Source organism: Streptomyces sp. TP-A0356 (assembly GCF_001417775.1).
GTDB lineage: Bacteria > Actinomycetota > Actinomycetes > Streptomycetales > Streptomycetaceae > Streptomyces.
Map to the genome: position 1 here is coordinate 1 of NZ_BBZJ01000044.1, position 21,845 is coordinate 21,845.

The 21,845-nt window shown below is 70.9% G+C and carries 8 protein-coding genes and 2 pseudogenes; 7 read left to right on the forward strand and 3 right to left on the reverse strand.

The genetic code is table 11. From position 1 onward, the window contains the following. The 3 genes and pseudogenes from ASC56_RS35970 to ASC56_RS35980 form a co-directional block, all read right to left on the reverse strand. Positions 1-3,447, reverse strand: a pseudogene (locus ASC56_RS35970) (type I polyketide synthase); the annotation flags it as partial. Positions 3,448-3,523: 76 nt separating this feature from the next. Continuing rightward, positions 3,524-13,576, reverse strand: a pseudogene (locus ASC56_RS35975) (type I polyketide synthase); the annotation flags it as partial. Positions 13,577-13,828: 252 nt separating this feature from the next. Next, positions 13,829-14,689, reverse strand: coding sequence for a 1,4-dihydroxy-6-naphthoate synthase (locus ASC56_RS35980; protein ID WP_199836163.1), 861 nt, complete (start codon positions 14,687-14,689; stop codon positions 13,829-13,831). A gap of 412 nt (positions 14,690-15,101) precedes the next feature. Here ASC56_RS35980 and mqnE point away from each other — a divergent pair, with 412 nt between their 5' ends. From mqnE to ASC56_RS36015, 7 genes are all read left to right on the forward strand, one after another. Then, positions 15,102-16,265: an aminofutalosine synthase MqnE gene (gene mqnE / locus ASC56_RS35985; RefSeq protein WP_055495821.1), complete on the forward strand. Its 1,164-nt coding sequence runs from the start codon at positions 15,102-15,104 to the stop codon at positions 16,263-16,265. 141 nt (positions 16,266-16,406) lie between these two features. Then, on the forward strand, positions 16,407-16,703 hold the full coding sequence (locus tag ASC56_RS35990) for a ferredoxin (RefSeq protein WP_055495822.1): 297 nt from the start codon (positions 16,407-16,409) through the stop codon (positions 16,701-16,703). A 164-nt stretch (positions 16,704-16,867) separates the two neighbouring features. After that, a complete protein-coding gene (locus ASC56_RS35995) occupies positions 16,868-17,632 on the forward strand; it encodes a thioesterase II family protein (protein WP_055495823.1) in 765 nt (254 codons plus the stop codon). Between the two features lie 68 nt (positions 17,633-17,700). Then, positions 17,701-18,603, forward strand: a complete 903-nt coding sequence (locus tag ASC56_RS36000) for a menaquinone biosynthetic enzyme MqnA/MqnD family protein (protein WP_055495824.1) — start codon at positions 17,701-17,703, stop codon at positions 18,601-18,603. 50 nt (positions 18,604-18,653) lie between these two features. Then, entirely contained in the window at positions 18,654-19,859 is a 1,206-nt protein-coding gene (mqnC, locus tag ASC56_RS36005; RefSeq protein WP_055495825.1) for a cyclic dehypoxanthinyl futalosine synthase, read from the forward strand. 131 nt (positions 19,860-19,990) lie between these two features. Continuing rightward, positions 19,991-20,986 (forward strand): ATP-binding cassette domain-containing protein, encoded by a 996-nt coding sequence (locus ASC56_RS36010; RefSeq protein ID WP_055495826.1) that lies wholly within the window; start codon positions 19,991-19,993, stop codon positions 20,984-20,986. A gap of 5 nt (positions 20,987-20,991) precedes the next feature. After that, on the forward strand, positions 20,992-21,843 hold the full coding sequence (locus ASC56_RS36015; RefSeq protein WP_055495827.1) for an ABC transporter permease: 852 nt from the start codon (positions 20,992-20,994) through the stop codon (positions 21,841-21,843). Positions 21,844-21,845 lie beyond the last annotated feature (2 nt).

Below are 21,845 nucleotides of genomic sequence, written 5' to 3' on the forward strand. Positions count from 1 at the left end.
AGCGGCCAACGCCTCGCGGTCCAGGTCCGTGGGCAGGTCCAGCAGACCACCCCACCGGTCCGGGTGCTCCAACGCGGCAACCCGGCCCAGACCCCACAGCGCGGCCTGCTCAGGATCGATCACGTCTTCGGAGGAGCCACCGACCGCAACCGCCCCGGACGTCACCAGCCACAACCGCGCCGGCACACCGACATCACCCAGCGCCTGCACCAGGGCCATGGTGACCCCGAGTCCCGCGTGCGAGGCGGCGAGGCAGGAGATCACTCCGGACAGGGGCTCGCCCTTCGCGGCCTCCGTCAGCACGGCGGCCAGCCCTTCGCGGTCCTGTGCGTCGCACCGGACGTACTCGACGCCGGAGACGAACTCGTCGAGGCCCGGGAGCCCCGGCCCGTCGGAGGCGTGCAGCAGTAGCCAACGGCCCTTGGTGGTCGTTCCCGGAGGTACGGCCACCCCAGAGGACGATTCCCAGGTCACGCGGTAGCGCCAGCCGTCGGCCGTGGACCGCTCAGCCTGTTCGCGGCGCCACGCGGAGAGCGCCGGAACCACCTCGCCGAGTATCTCCTCGTCCACGCCCAGAACCGACGCCAGCTCGTGCGCCTTCTCGTTCTCGACGAAGTCCCAGAACGCCGTATCCACGGCGCCCGCGGCGGCAGGTGCCGACGGAGTGGCGAATTCTGGCCAGTAGCACTGCCGTTGGAAGGCATACGTCGGCAGTTCCACGATCTTCGCCCCGGTTCCGGCGAAGGCCACCGGCCAGCGAACCGCGCCTCCGGTGGTGTACAACCGGGCCAATGCCCTCAGGACAGCGACCGGTTCGGAGCCCTCACGGCGCAACACCGATGTGAAGACCGGCTCATCTCCTGTCTCCGGGGTCACGCAGGCCTGGGCGAGAGCGGTCAGCGTCCCGTCCGGCCCCACCTCCACGAACCGCGTCACACCATGACCGGCCAGCCACTGAACCCCGTCAGCGAACCGCACCGCCTCCCGCACATGCCTCACCCAGTACTCCGCCGACCCCAACTCACCGACATCCGCAAGCCGCCCGGACACATTCGACACCACCGCCATCCGCGCCGACCCGTAGTCGATGCTCTCCGCGACCCGACGGAACTCCTCCAGCATCGGCTCCATCAACGGCGAATGAAACGCATGACTGACCCGCAGACGGCTCGTACGACGACCCTGCGCGGACAACTGCTCCGCAACCTCGGTCACGGCCGCCTCGACACCCGAAACAACCACCGCACGCGGCCCGTTCACCGCCGCCACCGACACCTCCCCCTCACGGCCCGCCAGCAGCAGCAACACCTCCTCCTCCGCAGCCTCCACCGCAACCATCGCCCCACCCGACGGCAACTCCTGCATCAACCGACCACGCGCCACCACCAGCCGGCACGCATCCGCGAGCGACAACACCCCCGCCACATGCGCAGCCGCCAACTCACCGACCGAATGCCCCACCAGGTAATCCGGGCGCACCCCGAAGGACTCCAGCAGCCGGAACAACGCCACCTCAACGGCGAACAACGCGGGCTGCGCCCACCGCGTCTCGTTCAGCAGCCCGGCATCCTCACCGAAGACGACCTCGCGCAGCGGACGGTCCAGTTCCAGATCCAGGTGAGCGCAGACGGAGTCGAAGGCCTCCGCGTACACCGGATAGCCGTCGTACAGCTCCCACCCCATCTGAAGACGTTGTGCGCCTTGGCCGGCGAAGAGGCATGCGAGCTGGGCCGGTCCGGCCGCGGAGCCGGTCACCGTATGCGGACTTGCCATGTCGTCGGTCAGGGCCATCAGGCCGTGGATGAGCTCATCACGGCTCTCACCCATCACCACGGCTCGGTTCTGGAGAGTGGAGCGAGTCGTGGCCAACGACAGGCCGATGTCGGCGGGTTCGAGGTCTGGGTTCTTTTGGCACCAGGCCAACAACTGTCCGGCCTGGGCGCGTAGGGCGTCGGCCCCGTGGCCGGACAGCACCCAGGGGATCGCCGGGAGAGGCGCCACGTCGTCAGAATCCGGCTCGACCGGCTCGACCGGCTGGACCGACTCGATCGGCTCGAACGGCTGGGTGTGCTCGGTGTGCTCGGCCGGTGCTTCGAGGATGAGGTGAGCGTTGGTGCCACTCAGCCCGAACGACGACACCCCCGCACGCCGCGGACGCTCTCCCGTCTCCGGCCACACCCGGCGCTCCGTCAACACGCGCACCGCACCCGCGTCCCAGTCCACATGCGACGACGGCATATCCACATGCAGCGTCGCCGGCAACACCCCCCGCTCCAACGCCAACACCATCTTGATCACACCCGCCACACCCGCAGCCGCCTGCGTATGACCGATGTTCGACTTCACCGACCCCAACCACAACGGCCGATCCACCGCACGCCCCTGACCGTACGTCGCCAACAGCGCCTGCGCCTCGATCGGATCACCCAGCACCGTCCCCGTACCATGCGCCTCCACCACATCCACATCCGCCGCCGACAAACCCCCACTCGCCAACGCCGCACGGATCACCCGCTGCTGCGACGGACCATTCGGCGCCGTCAAACCATTCGACGCACCATCCTGATTCACCGCCGAACCACGCACCACCGCCAACACCCGATGACCACGACGACGCGCATCCGACAACCGCTCCACCACCAACACACCCACACCCTCACCCCACCCCGTACCATCCGCACCCTCCGCAAACGCCTTGCACCGCCCATCCCCCGCCAAACCACCCTGCCGATCGAACTCGAGGAAGACGTCGGGGGTGGACATGACGGTGACCCCACCCGCGAGTGCAAGGTCGCACTCTCCCGACCGCAGCGACTGCGCCGCCAGATGGAGGGCGACCAGTGACGACGAACACGCCGTGTCCACCGTCACCGCGGGGCCTTCGAGCCCCAGCACATACGACACCCGGCCCGACACCACGCTCGCCGCATTCCCGGTGAGCAGGTGGCCCTCGATGCCCTCAGGCAGGTGCCGGCCGGTTGCGGACCCGTAGTTCTGGTTGCTGCATCCGATGAAGACACCGGTACGACTGCCGTGGACGCCGCCGGCATCGATGCCGGCTCGCTCCAGGGCCTCCCACGACGCCTCCAGTGTGAGCCGCTGCTGCGGGTCCATGGCGAGGGCCTCGCGTGGCGAGATACCGAAGAACGCGGCGTCGAACTCCGCGGCCGACCTGACGAATCCACCATGCGAGGCGGACGCGCCCGGCTCGTCGTCGTCCCATTCCCAGCCGCGGTCGTCGGGGAACTCCGTCATCGCGTCGATGCCCTCGGAGACCAGGTGCCACATGTCCTCGGGAGAGTTGACGTCGCCCGGGTAACGGCAGGCCATCCCCACGATGGCGATGGGCTCGGTCGCCGCGCGTGTCAGCTGCTCGTTCTGCTTGCGCAGGCGCTCGTTCTCGAGCAGCGATGCGCGCAGAGCCGCGACGACGCGCTCCTCGGAGGTGGCCATACTCAACTCCACTGTCTGTGCTTCGGGCTTCAGGGTGGGGTGGGGGTGGGAGGCGTTGCCGGGGGGCGAATCAGTGGGACGTGTCGCCCAGGGCCAACTGCACGAGGTCGTCGACGTCCATCGTGTGAATGGTGTCCGCCGCTTCCTGGCCGGGACCGGGGTCGGCGGCGGCGTACTGGTGCGCTTGCTCCGGCTCCACGAGCGCCATCAGGCCAGCGAGCAGGCCGCTCTCCTTCAACCGGGACAGGGGAATCCTGGCGATCCGGCCGCGCAGGACGTCCTCGTCGGGATCGGCGGGGCCGTCGGCCCGCGCGCCGTCCGTGCCGGTCTCCGGGTCCGGGTCCGGGAACAGCTCGTCGTGGAGATGATCGGCCAGGTGCCGGGAGGTCGGATGGTCGAAGACGAGGGTGCTCGGCAGCCGAAGCCCGGTTTCGGCGTTGAGCTGGTTGCGTAGTTCGACGGCGGTGAGCGAGTCGAAGCCGATGTCACGGAACGCGCGGCCGACGTCGATGGCTCGGCCGTCGGTGCGGCCCAGGACGGCTGTGGCACGGTCACGCACCAGCTCGCGCAGACCACGCCGACGCTCCTGCTCCGGAAGACCGGACAGGCGTCGCACCAGTTCCGGGCTGGTCGACGTGTCCGCCGCCCCGTCCTCGCCCCTGTCCTCGCCCGCCAGGACGGCGGCGGCTTCGGGAAGAGCGGTCAGCAACGGACTCGACCGCCGGCTGGTGAACGTCGCAACGAACCGCTCCCAGTCCACGTCCGCCACCACCACCGCCGTATCACCACACTCCAGCGCACGCCCCAATCCCGCCAACGCCCGCTCCGGGTCCATCACCCGCAAACCACGCCGCGCCAAGTCCACGGCCCCGGCATCCGACACCATCCCCCCACCGCCCCATGGCCCCCACGCCACCGCGGTCCCCACCAGACCACGCGCCCGACGCCCCTCCACCAAGGCATCCGCATACGCATTGGCCGCCGCATACGTCGCCTGTCCCCCGCTGCCCCACACACCCGCGATCGACGTGAACACCACGAACGCCGACAGATGCCGGTCGCCCAAAGCCGCGTCCAGGTGTGCCGCGCCGTTCGCCTTGGCGGACCAGACGTCCACGAAATGCTCGTCGTCCACTTCGTCGAGCGGCGTGGCGTCCGGCATCCCCGCGGCATGGAACACAGCGTCGACCTCGTGGCGCCGCAGCAGTTCCGTAACTGCCTGGGCATCGGCCATGTCGCAGGATTCGACGTGCACCTGTTCCGCGCCCAACTCCGCGAGCTCCGCCCTGAGTTCCGGCACGCCGGGAGTGTCGGCACCCCGTCGGCCGGTGAGTACCAGTTCTCGAACCCCCTGCCCGGCGAGCCAGCGGGCCACCCGGGAACCAAGCGCTCCCGTCCCGCCCGTCACGAGGGCACGGTGGGGCACGCCCCAGCCGGACGCCGGTCGGGACGGCGCGGAGTCGTGGAGGAGACGGCGGGCGAAGACCTCTCCGCCGCGCACGGCGACCTGGTCCTCGGCACCGGACGTCACCACGGCGGCGACTCGGGCCAGTTCACGGCGATCCGCCCGCTCCGGCACGTCGACCAGGCCACCGAGTCGCTCCGGGTGCTCCAGTGCGGCCACCCGGCCCAGGCCCCACACCGCGGCCTGTTCCGGAACCACGGCCCCGTCGGAAGAGTGCCCCACCGCCACGGCGACCCGGGTCAGCCACCACGACGGAACGGTGACACCGCTGTCCCCCAGCGCCTGCGCCAGGGCGAGTGCCGTCTCCGGCCGACCGGGCACCGCCAGCAGACCGGCCACGGCCTCGCCCGCCGCGGCGTCCGAGATGGTGCGGGCCAGCTCACTACGGACCGCATCCGGGGCGAAGCTCAGCCGCTCCAGGCCCGGCAGGTGGTCCTCGATGCCGGGGAAGCCGGTGTCATCGGCCGGGTGCAGCAGCAGCCATCGCCCCTCCGCGACCGCCGGCGACAGGTTGCGAACCGGTTCCCAGCCCACGCGGTAGCGCCAGCCGTCGACCGTCGACCGCTCGATCTGTCCGCGGCGCCAGGCGGACAGGGCGTCTACGACATTGTCGAGCACTCCCGGTTCGACACCGAGCGCGACCGCCAGGTCATGGGCGCTGCCCCGTTCCACGAGATCCCAGAACGCCGCGTCCCCGGTACCGTCGGCCGAAGGTGACGGCTTCGGCTCGGGCCAGAACCAGTCGCGTTGGAAGGCGTACGTCGGCAGCTCGACGGGGTGCGCATCGGTTCCCTGGAACAGCGTCGGCCAGTCGACCGGGCCACCGTGCACGAACACACCGGCCAGCGCCTGGAGCAGGGCGTCCGGCTCGTCGCGGTCCTTGCGCAGGGCGGGTACGAAGAGCGCCTCCCGCTCCTCGGGAACACAGGCCTGGGCGAGAGCGGTCAGCGTCCCGTCCGGCCCCACCTCCACGAACCGCGTCACACCATGACCGGCCAGCCACCGAACCCCGTCAGCGAACCGCACCGCCTCCCGCACATGCCGCACCCAGTACTCCGCCGACCCCAACTCACCACCATCCGCGACCTCACCGGTGACATTGGAGACCACCGCCATCCGCGCCGACCCGTAGTCGATGCTCTCCGCGACCCGACGGAACTCCTCCAACATCGGCTCCATCAACGGCGAATGAAACGCATGACTGACCCGCAGACGGCTCGTACGACGACCCAACGCGGACAAACGCTCCACAACCTCGGCCACGGCCGCCTCGACACCCGAAACAACCACCGCACGCGGCCCGTTCACCGCCGCCACCGACACCTCCCCCTCACGGCCCGCCAGCAGCAGCAACACCTCCTCCTCCGCAGCCTCCACCGCAACCATCACCCCACCCGACGGCAACTCCTGCATCAACCGACCACGGGCGACCACCAGCCGGCAGGCGTCCGCCAACGACAACACCCCCGCCACATGCGCAGCCACCAACTCACCGACCGAATGCCCCACCAGGTAATCCGGGCGCACCCCGAAGGACTCCAGCAGCCGGAACAACGCCACCTCGACCGCGAACAACGCGGGCTGCGCCCACCGCGTCTCGTTCAGCAGCCCGGCATCCTCACCGAACACCACCCCACGCAGTTCCTCGCCGACCTCGGCCACCACCGCGTCGAACGCCTCCGCGAACACCGGAAACGCCTCATACAACCCCCGGCCCATCCCCAGCCGCTGCGCACCCTGACCCGAGAACAAGAACGCCAGCCGACCTTCGGTGGCGAGGCCCTGGGTCACGTTCGGCAGCGACCCGCCCTCGGCCAGGGCGGACAGGCCGGCCAGTAGCTCAGCGCGGTCCGCGCCCCGCACCACCGCGCGGTGCTCGAAGACCGTGCGGGTGGCGGCGAGCGACAGACCGATGCCGACGGCGGTGTGTTCCGGATGGTCCTGGAGATGGGCCGACAACCGCTCGGCCTGGGCCCGGAGCGCCGCGCTGCCGCGCGCGGTCACCACCCACGGCACCACCCCTTCCTCGACGACCTGTCCCGCCGTGGTGTGCACGGAGCTCTCGTCAGGCGCGCCTTCCAGGATGAGGTGAGCGTTGGTGCCACTGAACCCGAACGACGACACCCCCGCACGCCGCGGACGCTCTCCCGTCTCGGGCCACACCTGGCGCTCCGTCAGCAGACGCACCGCACCCGCATCCCAGTCCACGTGCGACGACGGCGCATCCACATGCAACGTCGCCGGCAACACCCCCCGCTCCAACGCCAACACCATCTTGATCACACCCGCCACACCCGCAGCCGCCTGCGTATGACCGATGTTCGACTTCACCGACCCCAACCACAACGGCCGATCCACCGACCGCCCCTGCCCGTACGTCGCCAACAACGCCTGCGCCTCGATCGGATCACCCAACACCGTCCCCGTACCATGCGCCTCCACCACATCCACATCCGCCGCCGACAAACCCCCACTCGCCAACGCCGCACGGATCACCCGCTGCTGCGACGGACCATTCGGCGCCGTCAAACCATTCGACGCACCATCCTGATTCACCGCCGAACCACGCACCACCGCCAACACCCGATGACCACGACGACGCGCATCCGACAACCGCTCCACCACCAACACACCCACACCCTCACCCCACCCCGTACCATCCGCACCCTCCGCAAACGCCTTGCACCGCCCATCCCCCGCCAAACCACCCTGCCGACTGAACTCCACGAACGCACCCGGCGTCGACATCACCGTCGCGCCACCGACGAGAGCCATCTCGCACTCGCCCGCGGCCAGCGCGCGGATCGCCCAGTGCAGGGCGACCAGGGAGGACGAACACGCCGTGTCCACCGTCACCGCGGGGCCTTCGAGCCCCAGCACATACGACACCCGGCCCGACACCACACTCGCCGCATTCCCGGTCCCGAGGTAGCCCTCCGCGTTCTCCTTCGCGGTGTGGAGGACCTGGACATAGTCCTGGCCGTTGGTCCCCGTGAAGACCCCGACGTGACGTCCCCGCAGGGAACGGGGGTCGATTCCGGCCCGCTCCACGGCCTCCCACGACACCTCCAACAGCAACCGCTGCTGCGGATCCATCGCCACCGCCTCCCGCGGCGACACACCGAAGAAGTCCGCGTCGAAGGCGCCGACTCCGGTCAGGAAGCCACCGCGAGAGGTGGACGAAGTGCCTTCGCGCCGTGCCGTCGGGTGCGGGTCGTAGAGGCGCTCCACGTCCCAGCCGCGATCGCGGGGGAAGTCGGTGATGGCGTCGTCGCCGCTGATGAGCAGTTCCCAGAGCTGCTCGGGGCTCTCGATGCCACCGGGGAAGCGACAGCCCATGCCCACGATGGCGACGGGATCGTGCGTGAGGTCGCTCGCGGATCCGTGCCGGGCGGGGGCCGTTTCGGCCGTGCTCCGCCCCACAGGGGTCATCTCGCCGAGCAGGAGGTCCGCGACGGCCGCCGGGGTCGGATGGTCGAAGGCCAGCGTGGCGGGCAGGGAGAGGCCGGTGGCGCTGGTCAGGGCGTTGCGCAGTTCCAGGACGGTGAGGGAGTCGAAGCCCAGTTCGCGGAAGGGCCGGTCGAGGTCCAGCGGTGCGCCTGAGTCGTGACCGAGAACGCCGGCCACGATGGTGCGCACCAAGTCCCGTACCGCCGAGGCGCGTTGTACCTCCGGCAGCGCGGCGAGGGCCCCTCCGGTCGTCGTCGTGGCCGTGCCATTCGGGGCGGCCTGGCGCAGGGACGGACGACCCGTCAGGGAGCGCAGGAGCGGCGGGAGCTCTTCGCGCCCCCTGCGCAGGACGGCTGTGTCGAGGCGGAGCGGGACCGGGATGCCCTTGCCAGGGGAGAGACAGCGGTCGAAGAGGGCGAGGGCGTCCCGGGTGGGCAGGGCGCCGACGCCGCTGCGGCCGATGCGTCCGCGCCGGGCCGTGCCGATGCCGCTCGTCATGGTGCTGTCCTGCTCCCACAGGCCCCAGGCGATGGTCACGGCTGGTTGTCCCTCGGACCGGGCGTGACCGGCGAACGCGTCGAGGAAGGCGTTGGCGGCCGCGTAGTTGCCCTGGCCGGGGCCTCCGAAGGTCGCCGCGGCGGAGGAGAACAGGACGAACGCCGACAGGCCGCGGTCGCGGGTCAGTTCGTGGAGGTGTACGGCGGCGTCGGCCTTGGGACGCAACACCGTGGCGAGCCGGTCCGGGGTGAGGGAGGTGATCACGCCGTCGTCGAGGACGCCGGCGGCATGCACGACCGCGCCGAGCGGTCGCTCCGGCGGGAGGGTGTCCAGAAGGGCGGCGAGATCCTCCCGGTCACCGACGTCGCAGGCGGCGACGGTGAGCCGGACGCCGGACGCGACGAGGTCCGCTGCCAGCTCCGCGGCACCGGGGGCGTCGGCGCCCCGTCGGCCGACGAGGACGAGGTGCCGCATGCCGTGCTGGGCCACGAGATGCCGTACGACGGCCGCACCGACGGTGCCGGTGCCGCCGGTGACCAGAACCGTGCGCTCCGGGTCGAAGGCGGCCGCGGGGGTGGACGGTTCGGCGGGATCGGTGCGGCGCGTCAGACGGGGTTCGAGGACACGTCCGGCGCGCAGCGCCACGTCGGGCCGGCCGTGCGCCACGGCGGCGGCGATCTCGTCGGCGGTCAGCGCGTCGGCATCGGTGTCCAGGAGCAGGATCCGGCCGGGGTTCTCCGACTGGGCGGACCGGACGAGGCCCCGTACCGCGGCCGCGGGGAGGTCGGTGACGGTCTCGTCGTCGGTGACGGCGACCGCTCCCCGGGTGAGGACCAGCAGGCGGGACCGGGCGTGGCGGTCGTCGGCCAGCCACTGCTGCAGGAGGGCGAGGGCGTCGGCGGTGGCCGTGTGGACGGCTTGCGCCAGGTCGGTACGGGCCGTGGCCGGGGTGTGCCAGGGCACGACGACGAGATCGGGGAGGTCCGTCCGGTCGCGCAGGGCGTCGAGGAGGTCGTCGGGGCCCCCGTGGACGGCGATGTCCATGGGCCGGGGCTGCACGGGTTGGTCGGACGGGAGCCATTCGACCGTGTAGAGGTCGCTGTCGGCGGCTGTCGGAAGCGTGGGCAGTTCGGTCTCCGTGAGCGGCCGGACGGTGAGGGCCCGCGCGGTCAGGACGGGGGCGCCCGTGCCGTCGAGGAGGCTCAGCGAGACGGTGCCGTCCGGGCGGGGCCGGATGCGGATCCGTACGGATTCCGCGGCGTCGGCGTGCAGAGTGAGTCCGGACCACGTGAGGAGGTGCGGTGCGGGCGATCCGAGTGCTGCCAGCGTGGTGAGGGCCCCGTCGATGAGCGACGGGTGCACGGCGTACCGGTCGGCGTCGGCGCGCTGCGGTTCGGGGAGCGCCGCCTCGGCGACGATCTCCTCGCCGAGGCGCCATACGCCGGTCAGCGAGCGGTGGTCCGCGGCGGTGCTGCCCCTCTCGTCGAGGGTGCGGTAGAGCTCGTCGACGTCGACCGGGATGGCGTCGGCGGGCGGCCATGTCGCGGGGGCCTGGTCCATGGGTTCCGGGTCCGGGTGGGGAACCTGGAGGAGGGTGCCGTGGGCGTGCCGTCGCCAGGGGCGCTCGATACCGGGGGCGTCCGCCTCGTCACCGGCCGTGCCCAGGGGGCGGGCGTGCACGGTGACGTCCCATCGGCCGTCCTCGTCGGTGGCGTCGACGACGGTCTGGATCTCGAAGCCACCGGTGTCCGGCATGGGAAGGGGGACGTCGACGGCCAGGTCGGCGAGGTGATGGGCGCCGATCAGGCGACCGGCGTGCAGGGCGAGGTCCGTGAACACGGCGGGTGACAGCACGGGGAGGCCGAACGCGGTGTGGTCCGCGAGCCACGGATGGGTGCGGGGGGACAGCCGTCCGGTGCATATGAGTGAGGACGACTCGGCGAGGCTGATACTGGCGGTCAGCAAGGGGTGGCCCGTGCGGTGCGCGGTTCCGGGGGCCACGGGGTCCAGCCAGTGGCGGCGGCGCTGGAAGGCGTACGTCGGCAGGTCGACCGTCGGCTGGTCGCCGGGCAGGAGCGTCGACCAGTCGACGCTCACACCGCGGGCGTGGAGTGCGGCCAGGGCTCCCAGTGCGGCGACGGGCTCCTCCCGGTCCTTGCGCAGGACGGGTACCAGGAGGGGATCGGCGTCGGGCGTGGTGAGGCCGGCCTGGGCCAGGGCGGTCAGGGTGCCGTCGGGGCCGATCTCGACGAGCCGGGTGACGCCGTGCTCCTCCAGCCGGCGCACCCCGTCCGCGAAGCGGACCGCCTCCCGGACGTGCCGGACCCAGTACTCCGGGGACTCCAACTCGCCCGGAGCGGCGACATGCCCGGTCACATTGGAGACCACCGCGATCCGCGGCGGCGCGTAGGTGATGCCTGCCGCGACCGCCCGGAAGTCGTCCAGCATCGGTTCCATCAAGGGCGAGTGGAAGGCGTGGCTGACCCGCAGCCGGGTGGTGCGCCGGCCCATGGTGGCGAGTTCCTCGGCGATGGCCGCGGCCGCCGCCTCGGTGCCCGAGACCACGGCCGAGCGCGGTGCGTTGACCGCCGCGACGGACACGTCGGACTCGCGGCCGGCCAGCAGCGCCACGACCTCGTCCTCCGTGGCCTCCACCGCGAACATGGCGCCCGCGGAGGGCAGTTGCTGCATCAGCCGGCCACGGGCCACCACCAGCCGGCAGGCGTCCGCCAGGGACATCACCCCGGCCACATGCGCGGCCGCCAGCTCACCGATGGAGTGCCCCACCAGGTAGTCGGGGCGCACCCCGAAGGACTCCACCAGGCGGAACAACGCCACCTCGACCGCGAACAACGCGGGCTGCGCCCAACGCGTCTCGTTCAGCAGCCCGGCATCCTCACCGAAGACCACCTCACGCAGTTCCTCGCCGACCTCGGCCACCACCGCGTCGAACGCCTCCGCGAACACCGGAAACGCCCCGTACAACCCCCGGCCCATCCCTGGCCGCTGTGCGCCCTGACCCGAGAACAGGAAGGCTGTCTTGCCGCCCCGGCGTGCCGTGTCCACGACGACGTGGGCGGCGGTCTCTCCGGTCGCCAGTGCCTTGAGGCCGCCGATGAGTGTGTCGTGGCTCTGGCCGAGTACCACCGCTCGGTGCTCGAAGAGGGTCCGCCGAACGGCCAGCGTGTGGGCGACGGCGTGGTCGTCGTCCGTCGGGTGGGAACCGAGGTGGGTCAGCAGGGCGCGGGCCTGGGCTTCCAGGGCTTCGCGGGTCTGTGCGGACAGCAGCCAGGGGACGACCGAGGGCTCGGGCCGCGTCTCCTGCGCGGTCACGGGGTCCTCGGCGGGTGCCTCCTCCACGATGACGTGGGCGTTGGTGCCGCTGACGCCGAATGCGGAGACGCCCGCGCGGCGCGGCCGGCCGGGGTCGGTCCACGTGACGGGTTCGGTCAGCAGCCGGACGTTTCCCTCGGTCCAGTCGACGGTGCTGGAGGGGGCGTCGACGTGCAGGGTGCGGGGCAGCCTGCGGTGGCGCAGGGCCTGCACCATCTTGATGACGCCGCCGACGCCCGCGGCGGCCTGCGTGTGACCGATGTTGGACTTCAGCGAACCCAGCCACAGCGGGCGGTCCGCGGGGCGCTCCTGACCGTAGGCGGCGAGGAGGGCCTGCGCCTCTATCGGGTCGCCGAGGGTGGTGCCCGTGCCGTGGGCCTCCACCGCGTCGACGTCCGCGGGCCGCAGTCCCGCCGCGGCCAGGGCGGAACGGATGACCCGTTGCTGGGCCGGGCCGTTGGGCGCGGTGAGTCCGCTGCTCGCGCCGTCCTGGTTGACCGCCGAACCGCGGATCACGGCGAGCACCGGGTGATGGTTGCTGCGGGCGTCGGAGAGCCGTTCCAGCAGGAGCATGCCGGCGCCCTCGCCCCAGCCTGTGCCGTCGGCGGCCTCCGCGAAGGACTTGCACCGGCCGTCCGGTGACAGCCCCCGCTGTCGGCTGAACTCCAGGAACGTGACCGGGGTGGACATGACGGCGACGCCGCCCGCGAGGGCGAGGCCGCACTCGCCCGCGCGCAGCGCCTGGACGGCGAGGTGCAGCGAGACCAGGGAGGAGGAGCAGGCGGTGTCGACGGTGAGCGCCGGGCCTTCGAAGCCGAAGGTGTAGGAGATGCGGCCGGAGGCGATGCTGGCGGCGCTGCCGTTGCCTATGTATCCGTCCAGTCCGGGGGGCGGCTCGGGGAAGCGGGAGCCGTAGTCGTTGTACATCACGCCGGCGAACACGCCGGTGTCGCTGCCCCGGAGGTCGACGGGGCGCAGGCCGGCCCGTTCCAGGGCTTCCCAGACGACCTCGAGGAGCAGCCGCTGCTGGGGATCGGTGGCCAGCGCCTCGCGCGGCGAGATGCCGAAGAAGTCGGCGTCGAAGTCGGCGGCGTCGTGGAGGAATCCGCCTTCGCGGGTGTAGCACGTGCCTGGGCGCGCCGGGTCGGGGTCGTAGAGCGAGTCGACGTCCCAGCCGCGGTCCTCGGGGAAGCCGGAGACGGCGTCCGTGCCCGTGTCGACCAGCCGCCACAGGTCCTCCGGGGTGCGCACATCGCCGGGGTAACGGCAGCTCATGGAGACGACGGCGATGGGTTCCGTGGCCTTCGCCTCGACCTGCCGCAGACGGCTACGGGTGCGCTGGAGGTCGTTGGTGACGCGCGTCAGGAACTCGCGAATCCTGTCCTCGCTCACGGATCGGTTTCCCTTCGACAGCGGGCACGAGATCTCGCCGGTGGTCGCACGGGCGGCAGCCACGGCGCGGAGGGGTGGCGTTCCTCGCCGTGCGGACGCAGGCGCGGGCGTCCCGGGCGGCCGGCGCCTCGGCCTGGTCCGCGGGGCATGCCCTCACGGCCGATTATGAGGAGGGGCGTGTGCTCCCGCTGACCCGCGCCGACCGGCTCTAAGAGAACTTCTAGCGTTGACGGGGGGCTAGGGCTCGGCCCTCAGGTCGAGGGCGCCGGGAGCGACGGGTGGGAGGAGTCCCTCTTCGGCGCTGCGGTCGAGGAGAGCGCGAACTGCCTGGTGGCCTTCCTCGCCGAGTTCCGCCGTGAATGGGTTGACGTACAGGTCGATGTGCTGATCGACGACGGCTGGTTCCATCTCCTGTGCCTGGGCGAGGACATAGGCACGGGAGGTCTCGGGGGTCGTCCAGGCGAAGCGCACCGAAGCCCGTAGCGCGTCGGCGAGTTCCCGCAGAACTCGGTCGCCGAGGGAGCGCTTGGCGACGATGGCGCCGAGCGGGATGGGCAGTCCGGTCTGCTTCTCCCACTCCTCGCCCATGTCGGCCAGACAGTGCAGCCCGTACTGACCGTAGGTGAAACGGGCTTCGTGGATGACGAGTCCGGCGTCCACGAGGCCGTCGCGCACGGCGGGCATGATCTCGTGGAAGGGCATGACGACGATCTCGCCCACTCCTGCGGGCACGGCGCCGGCCGCCCACAGCCGGAAGAGCAGGTAGGCCGTGGATCGGGTGCTCGGTACGGCGATCCGGGCTCCGGACAGGGCGGTGGGGTCCCCGGGCTCCCCGACCAGGACGAGCGGCCCGCAGCCGCGTCCGACGGCACCGCCGCAGGGCAGCAGCGTGTACGCGCCGAGGATGTACGGCAGGACGCCGTAGGAGACTTTCAGGACATCGAGTTCGCCCCGTTCGGCGAGGCCGTTGGTGATGTCGATGTCGGCCAGGGTCACCTCGACCGCGGGCGCACCGGGCACCAGACCGTGCGTCCACGCGTGGAAGACGAACGTGTCGTTGGGGCACGATGAGTGCGCCAGGGTGAGTGGTGGCGTCATGCGCTCGCCTCTTTCTCTGCCATGGGGTCGGTGAGGGTCTCGTCAGGGGCCGGCGTCGGCGGGCCGGATGGTCCGGTTCCAGGAAACCCGTTGCGGGTGTGGGGTTTTCCCCAGACTGCCCTCCGCAAGGATGAGAGCGCCCCACCCGGCGCGGCGTCGATGCCTGTCGACCCAGGGGCCCGGGGGTTGCGGTTCCCGCCGGGTCCCTGTCTCGTCCGGGGACGGACGGCGCGCCGAAGTCGCGCCGGACGGGGCAGTTCGCTCGTCCGGCCGGCCTCCCCGGCCGGACGAGTGGCCCGCCGGTCGCACGAGTCGGTACGACGCGGGCACCCGCATGACGAGTCACGTGCCCTGCCGCGTGCTCCCACTCACCACGTGTGCCGCCAGGCACTGACCGAGGAGGTTCCCGGCAATGGACGCTGGGCTCAAGCGCGAGCTGGAGGAGAAGGTCCTCTCCGGTGAGCGGCTGTCCCGCGAGGACGGCATCGCGTTGTACGAGTCGGACGACCTGGCCTGGCTGGGCGGCCTCGCGCACGAGGTGCGGACCCGCAAGAACGGTGACGTGGTCCACTTCAACGTCAACCGTCACCTCAACATGACCAACGTGTGCACGGCGTCCTGCGCCTACTGCTCCTTCCAGCGCAAGCCGGGGGAGAAGGACGCGTACACGATGCGCATCGAGGAGGCGGTCCGGCTCGCCAGGACGATGGAGAACGAGCACCTGTCGGAGCTGCACATCGTCAACGGCCTGCACCCGAACCTGCCGTGGCGCTACTACCCGCGCTCGCTGCGCGAGCTGAAGGCCGCCCTGCCGAACGTCTCGCTGAAGGCGTTCACGGCGACCGAGATCCACCACTTCGAGACCATCTCCGGGCTCAGCGCCTCCGAGATCCTCGACGAGCTGATCGACGCCGGTCTGGAGTCGCTGACCGGCGGCGGCGCGGAGATCTTCGACTGGGAGATCCGGCAGCACATCGTCGACCACAGGACGCACTGGGAGGACTGGTCGCGCATCCACCGCCTGGCGCACGAGAAGGGTCTGAAGACCCCGTGCACCATGCTGTACGGCCACATCGAGGAGCCGCGCCACCGCGTGGACCATGTGCTGCGGCTGCGTGAACTCCAGGACGAGACCGGCGGCTTCCAGGTCTTCATCCCGCTGCGCTACCAGCACGACTTCGTGGACGTGAAGGACGGCAAGGTCCGCAACCGCCTCCAGGCCCGGACGCAGATGGCGACCGGCGCGGAGGCCCTGAAGACCTTCGCGGTCTCGCGTCTGCTGTTCGACAACGTCCGGCACGTCAAGGTGTTCTGGGTGATGCACGGCGTGCAGACCGCGCAGCTGGCCCTCCAGCACGGCGCCGACGACATGGACGGCTCGGTCGTCGAGTACAAGATCACGCACGACGCGGACGACTTCGGCACGCCGAACAAGCTGACCCGGGAGGACCTGCTCGACCTGATCCGCGACGCGGGCTTCCGTCCGGTGGAGCGGAACACACGGTACGAGATCATCCGCGAGTACGAGGGCCCGGACCCGGCGCGCCGCGACGAGCCACAGCCCATGCGCGTGTGAGCCGGCGGCCCCGCCCCTCGGCTCCGGCCCCTCCCTTCTTCGCACGGCGGCGCCCCGGCGACGGCTGAGGCGCCGTCGCGCAAGCGCCCCCAACTTGTGCCCGTCCGCGCACTCCCCGACCCATTCGGCAGGCAGGTGGAAATGTCCTCGCACACGACCAACGAACAGGACCTCGAAGTCTGGATCGACCAGGGCCTGTGCACCGGTGACGGTATCTGCGCCCAGTACGCGCCCGAGATATTCGAACTCGACATCGATGGCCTCGCGTATGTGAAGAGCCCCGAGGACGAGCTGCTGCAGGAGCCCGGAGCCACCACGCGGGTGCCCCTGGACCTCCTGAACGACGTCGCGGACTCGGCCGAGAAGTGCCCTGGCGACTGCATTCACGTCCGGCGAGTCTCCGACGCGGTCGAGGTCTACGGACCCGACGCGCAATAGCACGGGCCCGTCCGACGCGGCCCGGTCTCACCCCACCGCCACCGCTGCCACCGGACCCGACCGGGGATTCCGGCGGCTTCGGTCCTCACTCCCGCACTCTTCGACGACCGGGACGACGCGATGCGTCCGGGTCCGTCGGATCCTTCGGAAGGACACGCACGTCCATGAGTCCCAGCCCTTCGGACGATCTGTGGATCCGCCGGTTCCAGCCGGCGCCCGAGGCGACGGAGCGCCTGGTGTGCTTCCCGCACGCAGGCGGTTCCGCCAGCTTCTACCTCCCCGTCTCCTCCGCGCTCAGTCCCGAGGTCGACGTCGTCGCCGTGCAGTACCCGGGGCGTCAGGACCGGCGCAGGGAACGGGGGCTGACCTCGATCGCGGAACTCGCCGACGGCGTCACCGAGGCGCTGGCCGCCTGGGACGACCGGCCGCTGACCTTCTTCGGGCACAGCATGGGCTCGGTCGTGGCCTTCGAGGTGGCCCGGCGCATGGAACGTGCCGGGTCCGGACCTGTCCGGCTGTTCGCCTCCGGACGGCGGGCCCCGTCCCGCACCCGCGGCGAGAAGGTGCACACTCTCCATGACGCCGCCGTCGTCGCCGAACTGCGCTCGCTCAGCGGCACCGACACCCAGTTCCTGGACGACGAGGAGCTGCTGCGCATGGTCCTGCCCGCCATTCGCAGCGACTACCAGGCCGTGGAGACCTACCGGTGCGACCCGGGCGCGACCGTGCGCTGCCCGGTCACCGTTCTCGTCGGCTTCGACGACCCCAAGACCTCACTCGACGAGGCGCGGGCCTGGGAGGAGCACACCCTGAGCGGTATGGACCTGCGCGTCTTCCCCGGCGGGCACTTCTTCCTCTCCGAACATCCCGCCGACGTCATCGCCGTCCTCACCGAGCACTTCTCCGCGACCGCGTCCCGCCAGGCCTGACGCGCTGCCCACGTGGAAGCGGCCCAGCCCTCCTTGTCCCAGCGATCCGTTCCGGGAGCCGTGCACAGATGACTCACCAACCCGTCGAAGAAGTGTCGCGGCCCCCCGGCGGCAGGCGCAGCCGGCCCAGGGTGGGGCACATCCAGTTCCTCAACTGCCTTCCCCTGTTCTGGGGGCTGGCCCGTACGGGCAGCCTCCTCGACCTGGATCTGCGCACCGACACCCCGGACGGCCTCAACGACGCGCTGGCCGCGGGGGACCTCGACATCGGTCCCATCAGCCTGGTCGAGTTCCTCAAGAACGCCGACGACCTGGTTGCTCTGCCCGACATCGCCGTGGGCAGCGACGGCGATGTGATGTCGTGCCTCATCGTCAGCCAGGTGCCGCTGGAGCAGCTGGACGGCGAGCCGGTCGCGCTGGGATCGACGAGCCGTACGTCGGTGCGGCTGGCGCAACTGCTCCTCGCCGAACGCATCGGCGTGCGACCCGAGTACTTCGTCAGCCCGCCCGACCTGCGGACGATGATGAGTGAGGCGCGCGCCGCCGTCGTCATCGGTGACGCCGCGCTGCGCGCCGCGCTGCACGAGGCGCCCCGGCTCGGTCTCCAGGTGCACGACCTGGGCCGGATGTGGAAGGACTGGACCGGACTGCCCTTCGTGTTCGCCGTGTTCGCCGCACGCCGGGACTTCCTCGCCAGGGAACCCGACCTGGTGCACCAGGTCCACGCCGACCTGCTCGCGTCCCGCGACCTGTCGCTGGCAGAGGTGGCCAAGGTGTGCGAGCAGGCATCCCGATGGGAGGAGTTCGACGCGGTGACGCTGGAGCGTTACTACACGACGGCGCTCGACTTCCGTCTCGGCCCGCAACAGCTCGCCGGAATCAAGGAGTTCGCCCGCCGGGTCGGCGGGGACACCGAGGGATTCGCGCCCGACGTCCGCGTGCGGCTCCTGGACTCGCCCGACATCGCATGACCTGAGACACGACCAGCACTCACCCTCGACATCCCGGAAAGGCCGGCACCATGCCCCGACCTCCCCAGTCTCCGCTGCAAACCGTTCTCGACCGTGCCGCCGAGGGTGGGCGGATCACCCCCGAAGAGGCGCTCGTCCTGTACCGCGACGCCCCGCTGCACGCGCTGGGCGCCGCCGCCGACGCCGTACGCCGCCGCAGGTACGCGGGCACCGAGCACATCACGACGTACATCATCGAGCGCAACATCAACTACACGAACGTGTGCGTGACGGCGTGCAAGTTCTGCGCGTTCTACGCGGCCCCGAAGGACACCGCCAAGGGCTGGACCCGCGACCTCGACGACATCCTGCGCCGCTGCGCGGAGACCGTGGAGCTGGGCGGCACGCAGATCATGTTCCAGGGCGGCCACCACCCCGACTACGGCGTCGAGTACTACGAGAAGCACTTCCGCGCCATCAAGGAAGCCTTCCCGCAGCTGGTCATCCACAGCCTGGGCGCCAGCGAGGTCGAGCACATGGCGCGTATCTCCGGCGTGTCGGTGGAAGAGGCCATCACCCGTATCCACGCGGCCGGCCTCGACTCCTTCGCCGGGGCGGGCGCGGAGCTGCTGCCCGAGCGGCCGCGCAAGGCCATCGCGCCGCTGAAGGAGTCCGGTGAGCGCTGGCTGGAGATCATGGAGGCCGCGCACAACCTCGGGGTGGAGTCGACGTCCACCATGCTCATGGGCACGGGCGAGACGAACGCCGAGCGCATCGAGCACCTGCGGATGATCCGGGACGTACAGGACCGCACGGGCGGCTTCCGTGCGTTCATCCCGTACACCTACCAGCCGGAGAACAACCATCTGAAGGGCCGCACCCAGGCGACCCTCTTCGAGTACCTGCGGATGATCGCGATCGCCCGTCTCTTCCTCGACAACGTCCAGCACATCCAGGGTTCCTGGCTGACCACCGGCAAGGAGATCGGCCAGCTGTCCCTGCACTACGGCGCGGACGACCTCGGCTCGATCATGCTGGAGGAGAACGTCGTCTCCTCGGCCGGCGCCAAGCACCGCTCCAACCGCCAGGAGATCATCGACCTGATCAGGAAGGCGGGCCGGGTCCCGGCCCAGCGCTCCACGACGTACGAACACCTCGTCGTCCACGACGACCCCGCCAACGACCCCGTCGACGAGCGGGTCGCCTCCCACATCTCCTCCACCGCGATCGAGGGCGGCACCGCCCACCCCGAACTCAAGCTGATCGCCGCGACCTGAGTACCGGTGCACCGGGGCCGCCGTTCGGGGCTCTGGTGCACCGGAGCGGCGACGCCCCGTCGGGCGGCGGCGCCATCCCCGGCGGGCGCGTCGGCGCACGCCATCCGACGCAGACAAGGACGGAGAAGCCCATGACGGGCGCCATTCACGCCGAGGGTCTGGTGAAGACCTTCGGCGAGGTCCGGGCCGTCGACGGACTCGACCTGGACGTCCCGGAAGGCAGCGTGCTGGGCCTGCTCGGCCCCAATGGGGCGGGCAAGACCACCACGGTCCGGCTGCTCACCACACTGCTGCGCCCGAACGCGGGCATCGCGACCGTGGCCGGCCACGACGTGGTCCGTCAGCCGGACCGGGTCCGGCTGTCGATCGGGCTGACGGGTCAGTTCACCGCCGTGGACGAGCGGCTGACGGGTCGTGAGAACCTGTGCATGATCGGCGAGTTGTACGGCATGCGCAGCCGTGCCGCACGGCAGCGTGCCGCCGAGCTGCTGGAGCAGTTCGACCTGGTCGCGGCGGCCGACCGGAAGTCGAGCACCTACTCGGGCGGCATGCGCCGTCGGCTCGACCTCGCCGGGGCGCTGGTGGTGCGGCCGACGGTGATGTTCATGGACGAGCCGACCGTGGGCCTCGACCCCACCAGCCGTCTCATCCTGTGGAACGCCATCGAGCATCTCGTCGAGACCGGCATGACGCTCCTGCTCACCACGCAGTACCTGGAGGAGGCGGACCGGCTCGCGCAGCAGATCGCGGTCGTCGACCACGGTCGCATCATCGCCCGTGGCACGCCCCAGCAGCTCAAGGCGCAGTCCGGTCACCAGCGCGTCGAAGTGGTCATCGCCCGGACCGAGCAGATCGAGCACGCGGTGACGCTGCTCGCGCCCTTCGGCACCAGGAGACCCGAGGCCGACCGGCCGAGGTCACGGATCTCCGTTCCCGTCGACGGAGGGGTGCGGCTGCTCCTGGAGATCGCGGCCGCGCTCGACTCCGCCGGTGTCGAGATCACCGACATCGAGTTGCGGCGTCCGACACTCGACGAGGTGTTCCTGGCCCTGACCCACGAGGCCCCGCACCCACGGGGGACCGAGGACGTGGCGGTCCCCGCCGGCGCGTCGAGCGAGAAGGAGTGAGAGCCATGTCGGTGGCGGTGCAACCCGGGCCGGCGGACGCCCTGCGGCCCGGAACGGCGGCTAAGGCCGCCCGTGACGTCGTGGTGATCACACGGCGCAACCTGACCAGAACGATGCGGGTCCCCGAGATCCTCATTCTGAGCCTGGCGCAACCGGTGCTGATGGTGCTGTTGTTCGCGTACGTCCTCGCGGGGTCCTTCAGCCTACCCGGCAGCGGAGGACCGGACGCGTACCGGGAGTTCATGATGCCGGGCTTCTTCGCGCAGACGGTCGCCCTCGCCACTGCGAGCAGCAGCAGTGTGAACATGGCCGGCGATCTGCAGAGCGGCATGGTGGACCGGTTCCGCTCGCTGCCCATGTCCCGAGGCGCCCTGCTGACCGGGCGCACCGTCGCGGACATGGTGCTGAACGCGATCCTGCTGGCGGCGATGGTCGTCTGTGCCCTGATCGTCGGATGGCGCGCTCACGACGGGCTCCTACGGGCGGCCGCGGCGTTCGGGCTGCTGCTGCTCATGGGGTACGCCCTGTCCTGGGTGGCGGTGCTCATCGGCCTCTCGGTCAGGGCCCCGGAGGCCGCGGCCACGAGCAACTTCCTGTGGCTGTTCCCCATGACGTTCCTGTCGAACGCCTTCGTGGCGCCCTCGACCCTGCCGACGGTGCTGCGCTGGGCCGCGGAGTGGAATCCGCTGAGCGCCACCGTGCAGTCCAGTCGCGAGCTGTTCGGCAATCCCAGCCTGTCGCACAGCGGGGCCTGGCCGGCGCACCACCCCCTCGCCCTGTCCCTGCTCTGGTCGGTCGTGATCGCGGTGGTCTGCCGGGTGCTGGCGGTTCGCCGCTACAGTGCGATGGGCCTGTGAGA

Coding starts and splice junctions, on each gene's coding strand:
- ASC56_RS36010 (WP_055495826.1), top strand. CDS start 19,991: ATGACGGGCGCCATTCACGCCGAGGGTCTGGTGAAGACCTTCGGCGAG.
- mqnC (WP_055495825.1), top strand. CDS start 18,654: ATGCCCCGACCTCCCCAGTCTCCGCTGCAAACCGTTCTCGACCGTGCC.
- ASC56_RS35990 (WP_055495822.1), top strand. CDS start 16,407: ATGTCCTCGCACACGACCAACGAACAGGACCTCGAAGTCTGGATCGAC.
- ASC56_RS36015 (WP_055495827.1), top strand. CDS start 20,992: ATGTCGGTGGCGGTGCAACCCGGGCCGGCGGACGCCCTGCGGCCCGGA.
- ASC56_RS35980 (WP_199836163.1), bottom strand. CDS start 14,689: ATGACGCCACCACTCACCCTGGCGCACTCATCGTGCCCCAACGACACG.
- mqnE (WP_055495821.1), top strand. CDS start 15,102: ATGGACGCTGGGCTCAAGCGCGAGCTGGAGGAGAAGGTCCTCTCCGGT.
- ASC56_RS35995 (WP_055495823.1), top strand. CDS start 16,868: ATGAGTCCCAGCCCTTCGGACGATCTGTGGATCCGCCGGTTCCAGCCG.
- ASC56_RS36000 (WP_055495824.1), top strand. CDS start 17,701: ATGACTCACCAACCCGTCGAAGAAGTGTCGCGGCCCCCCGGCGGCAGG.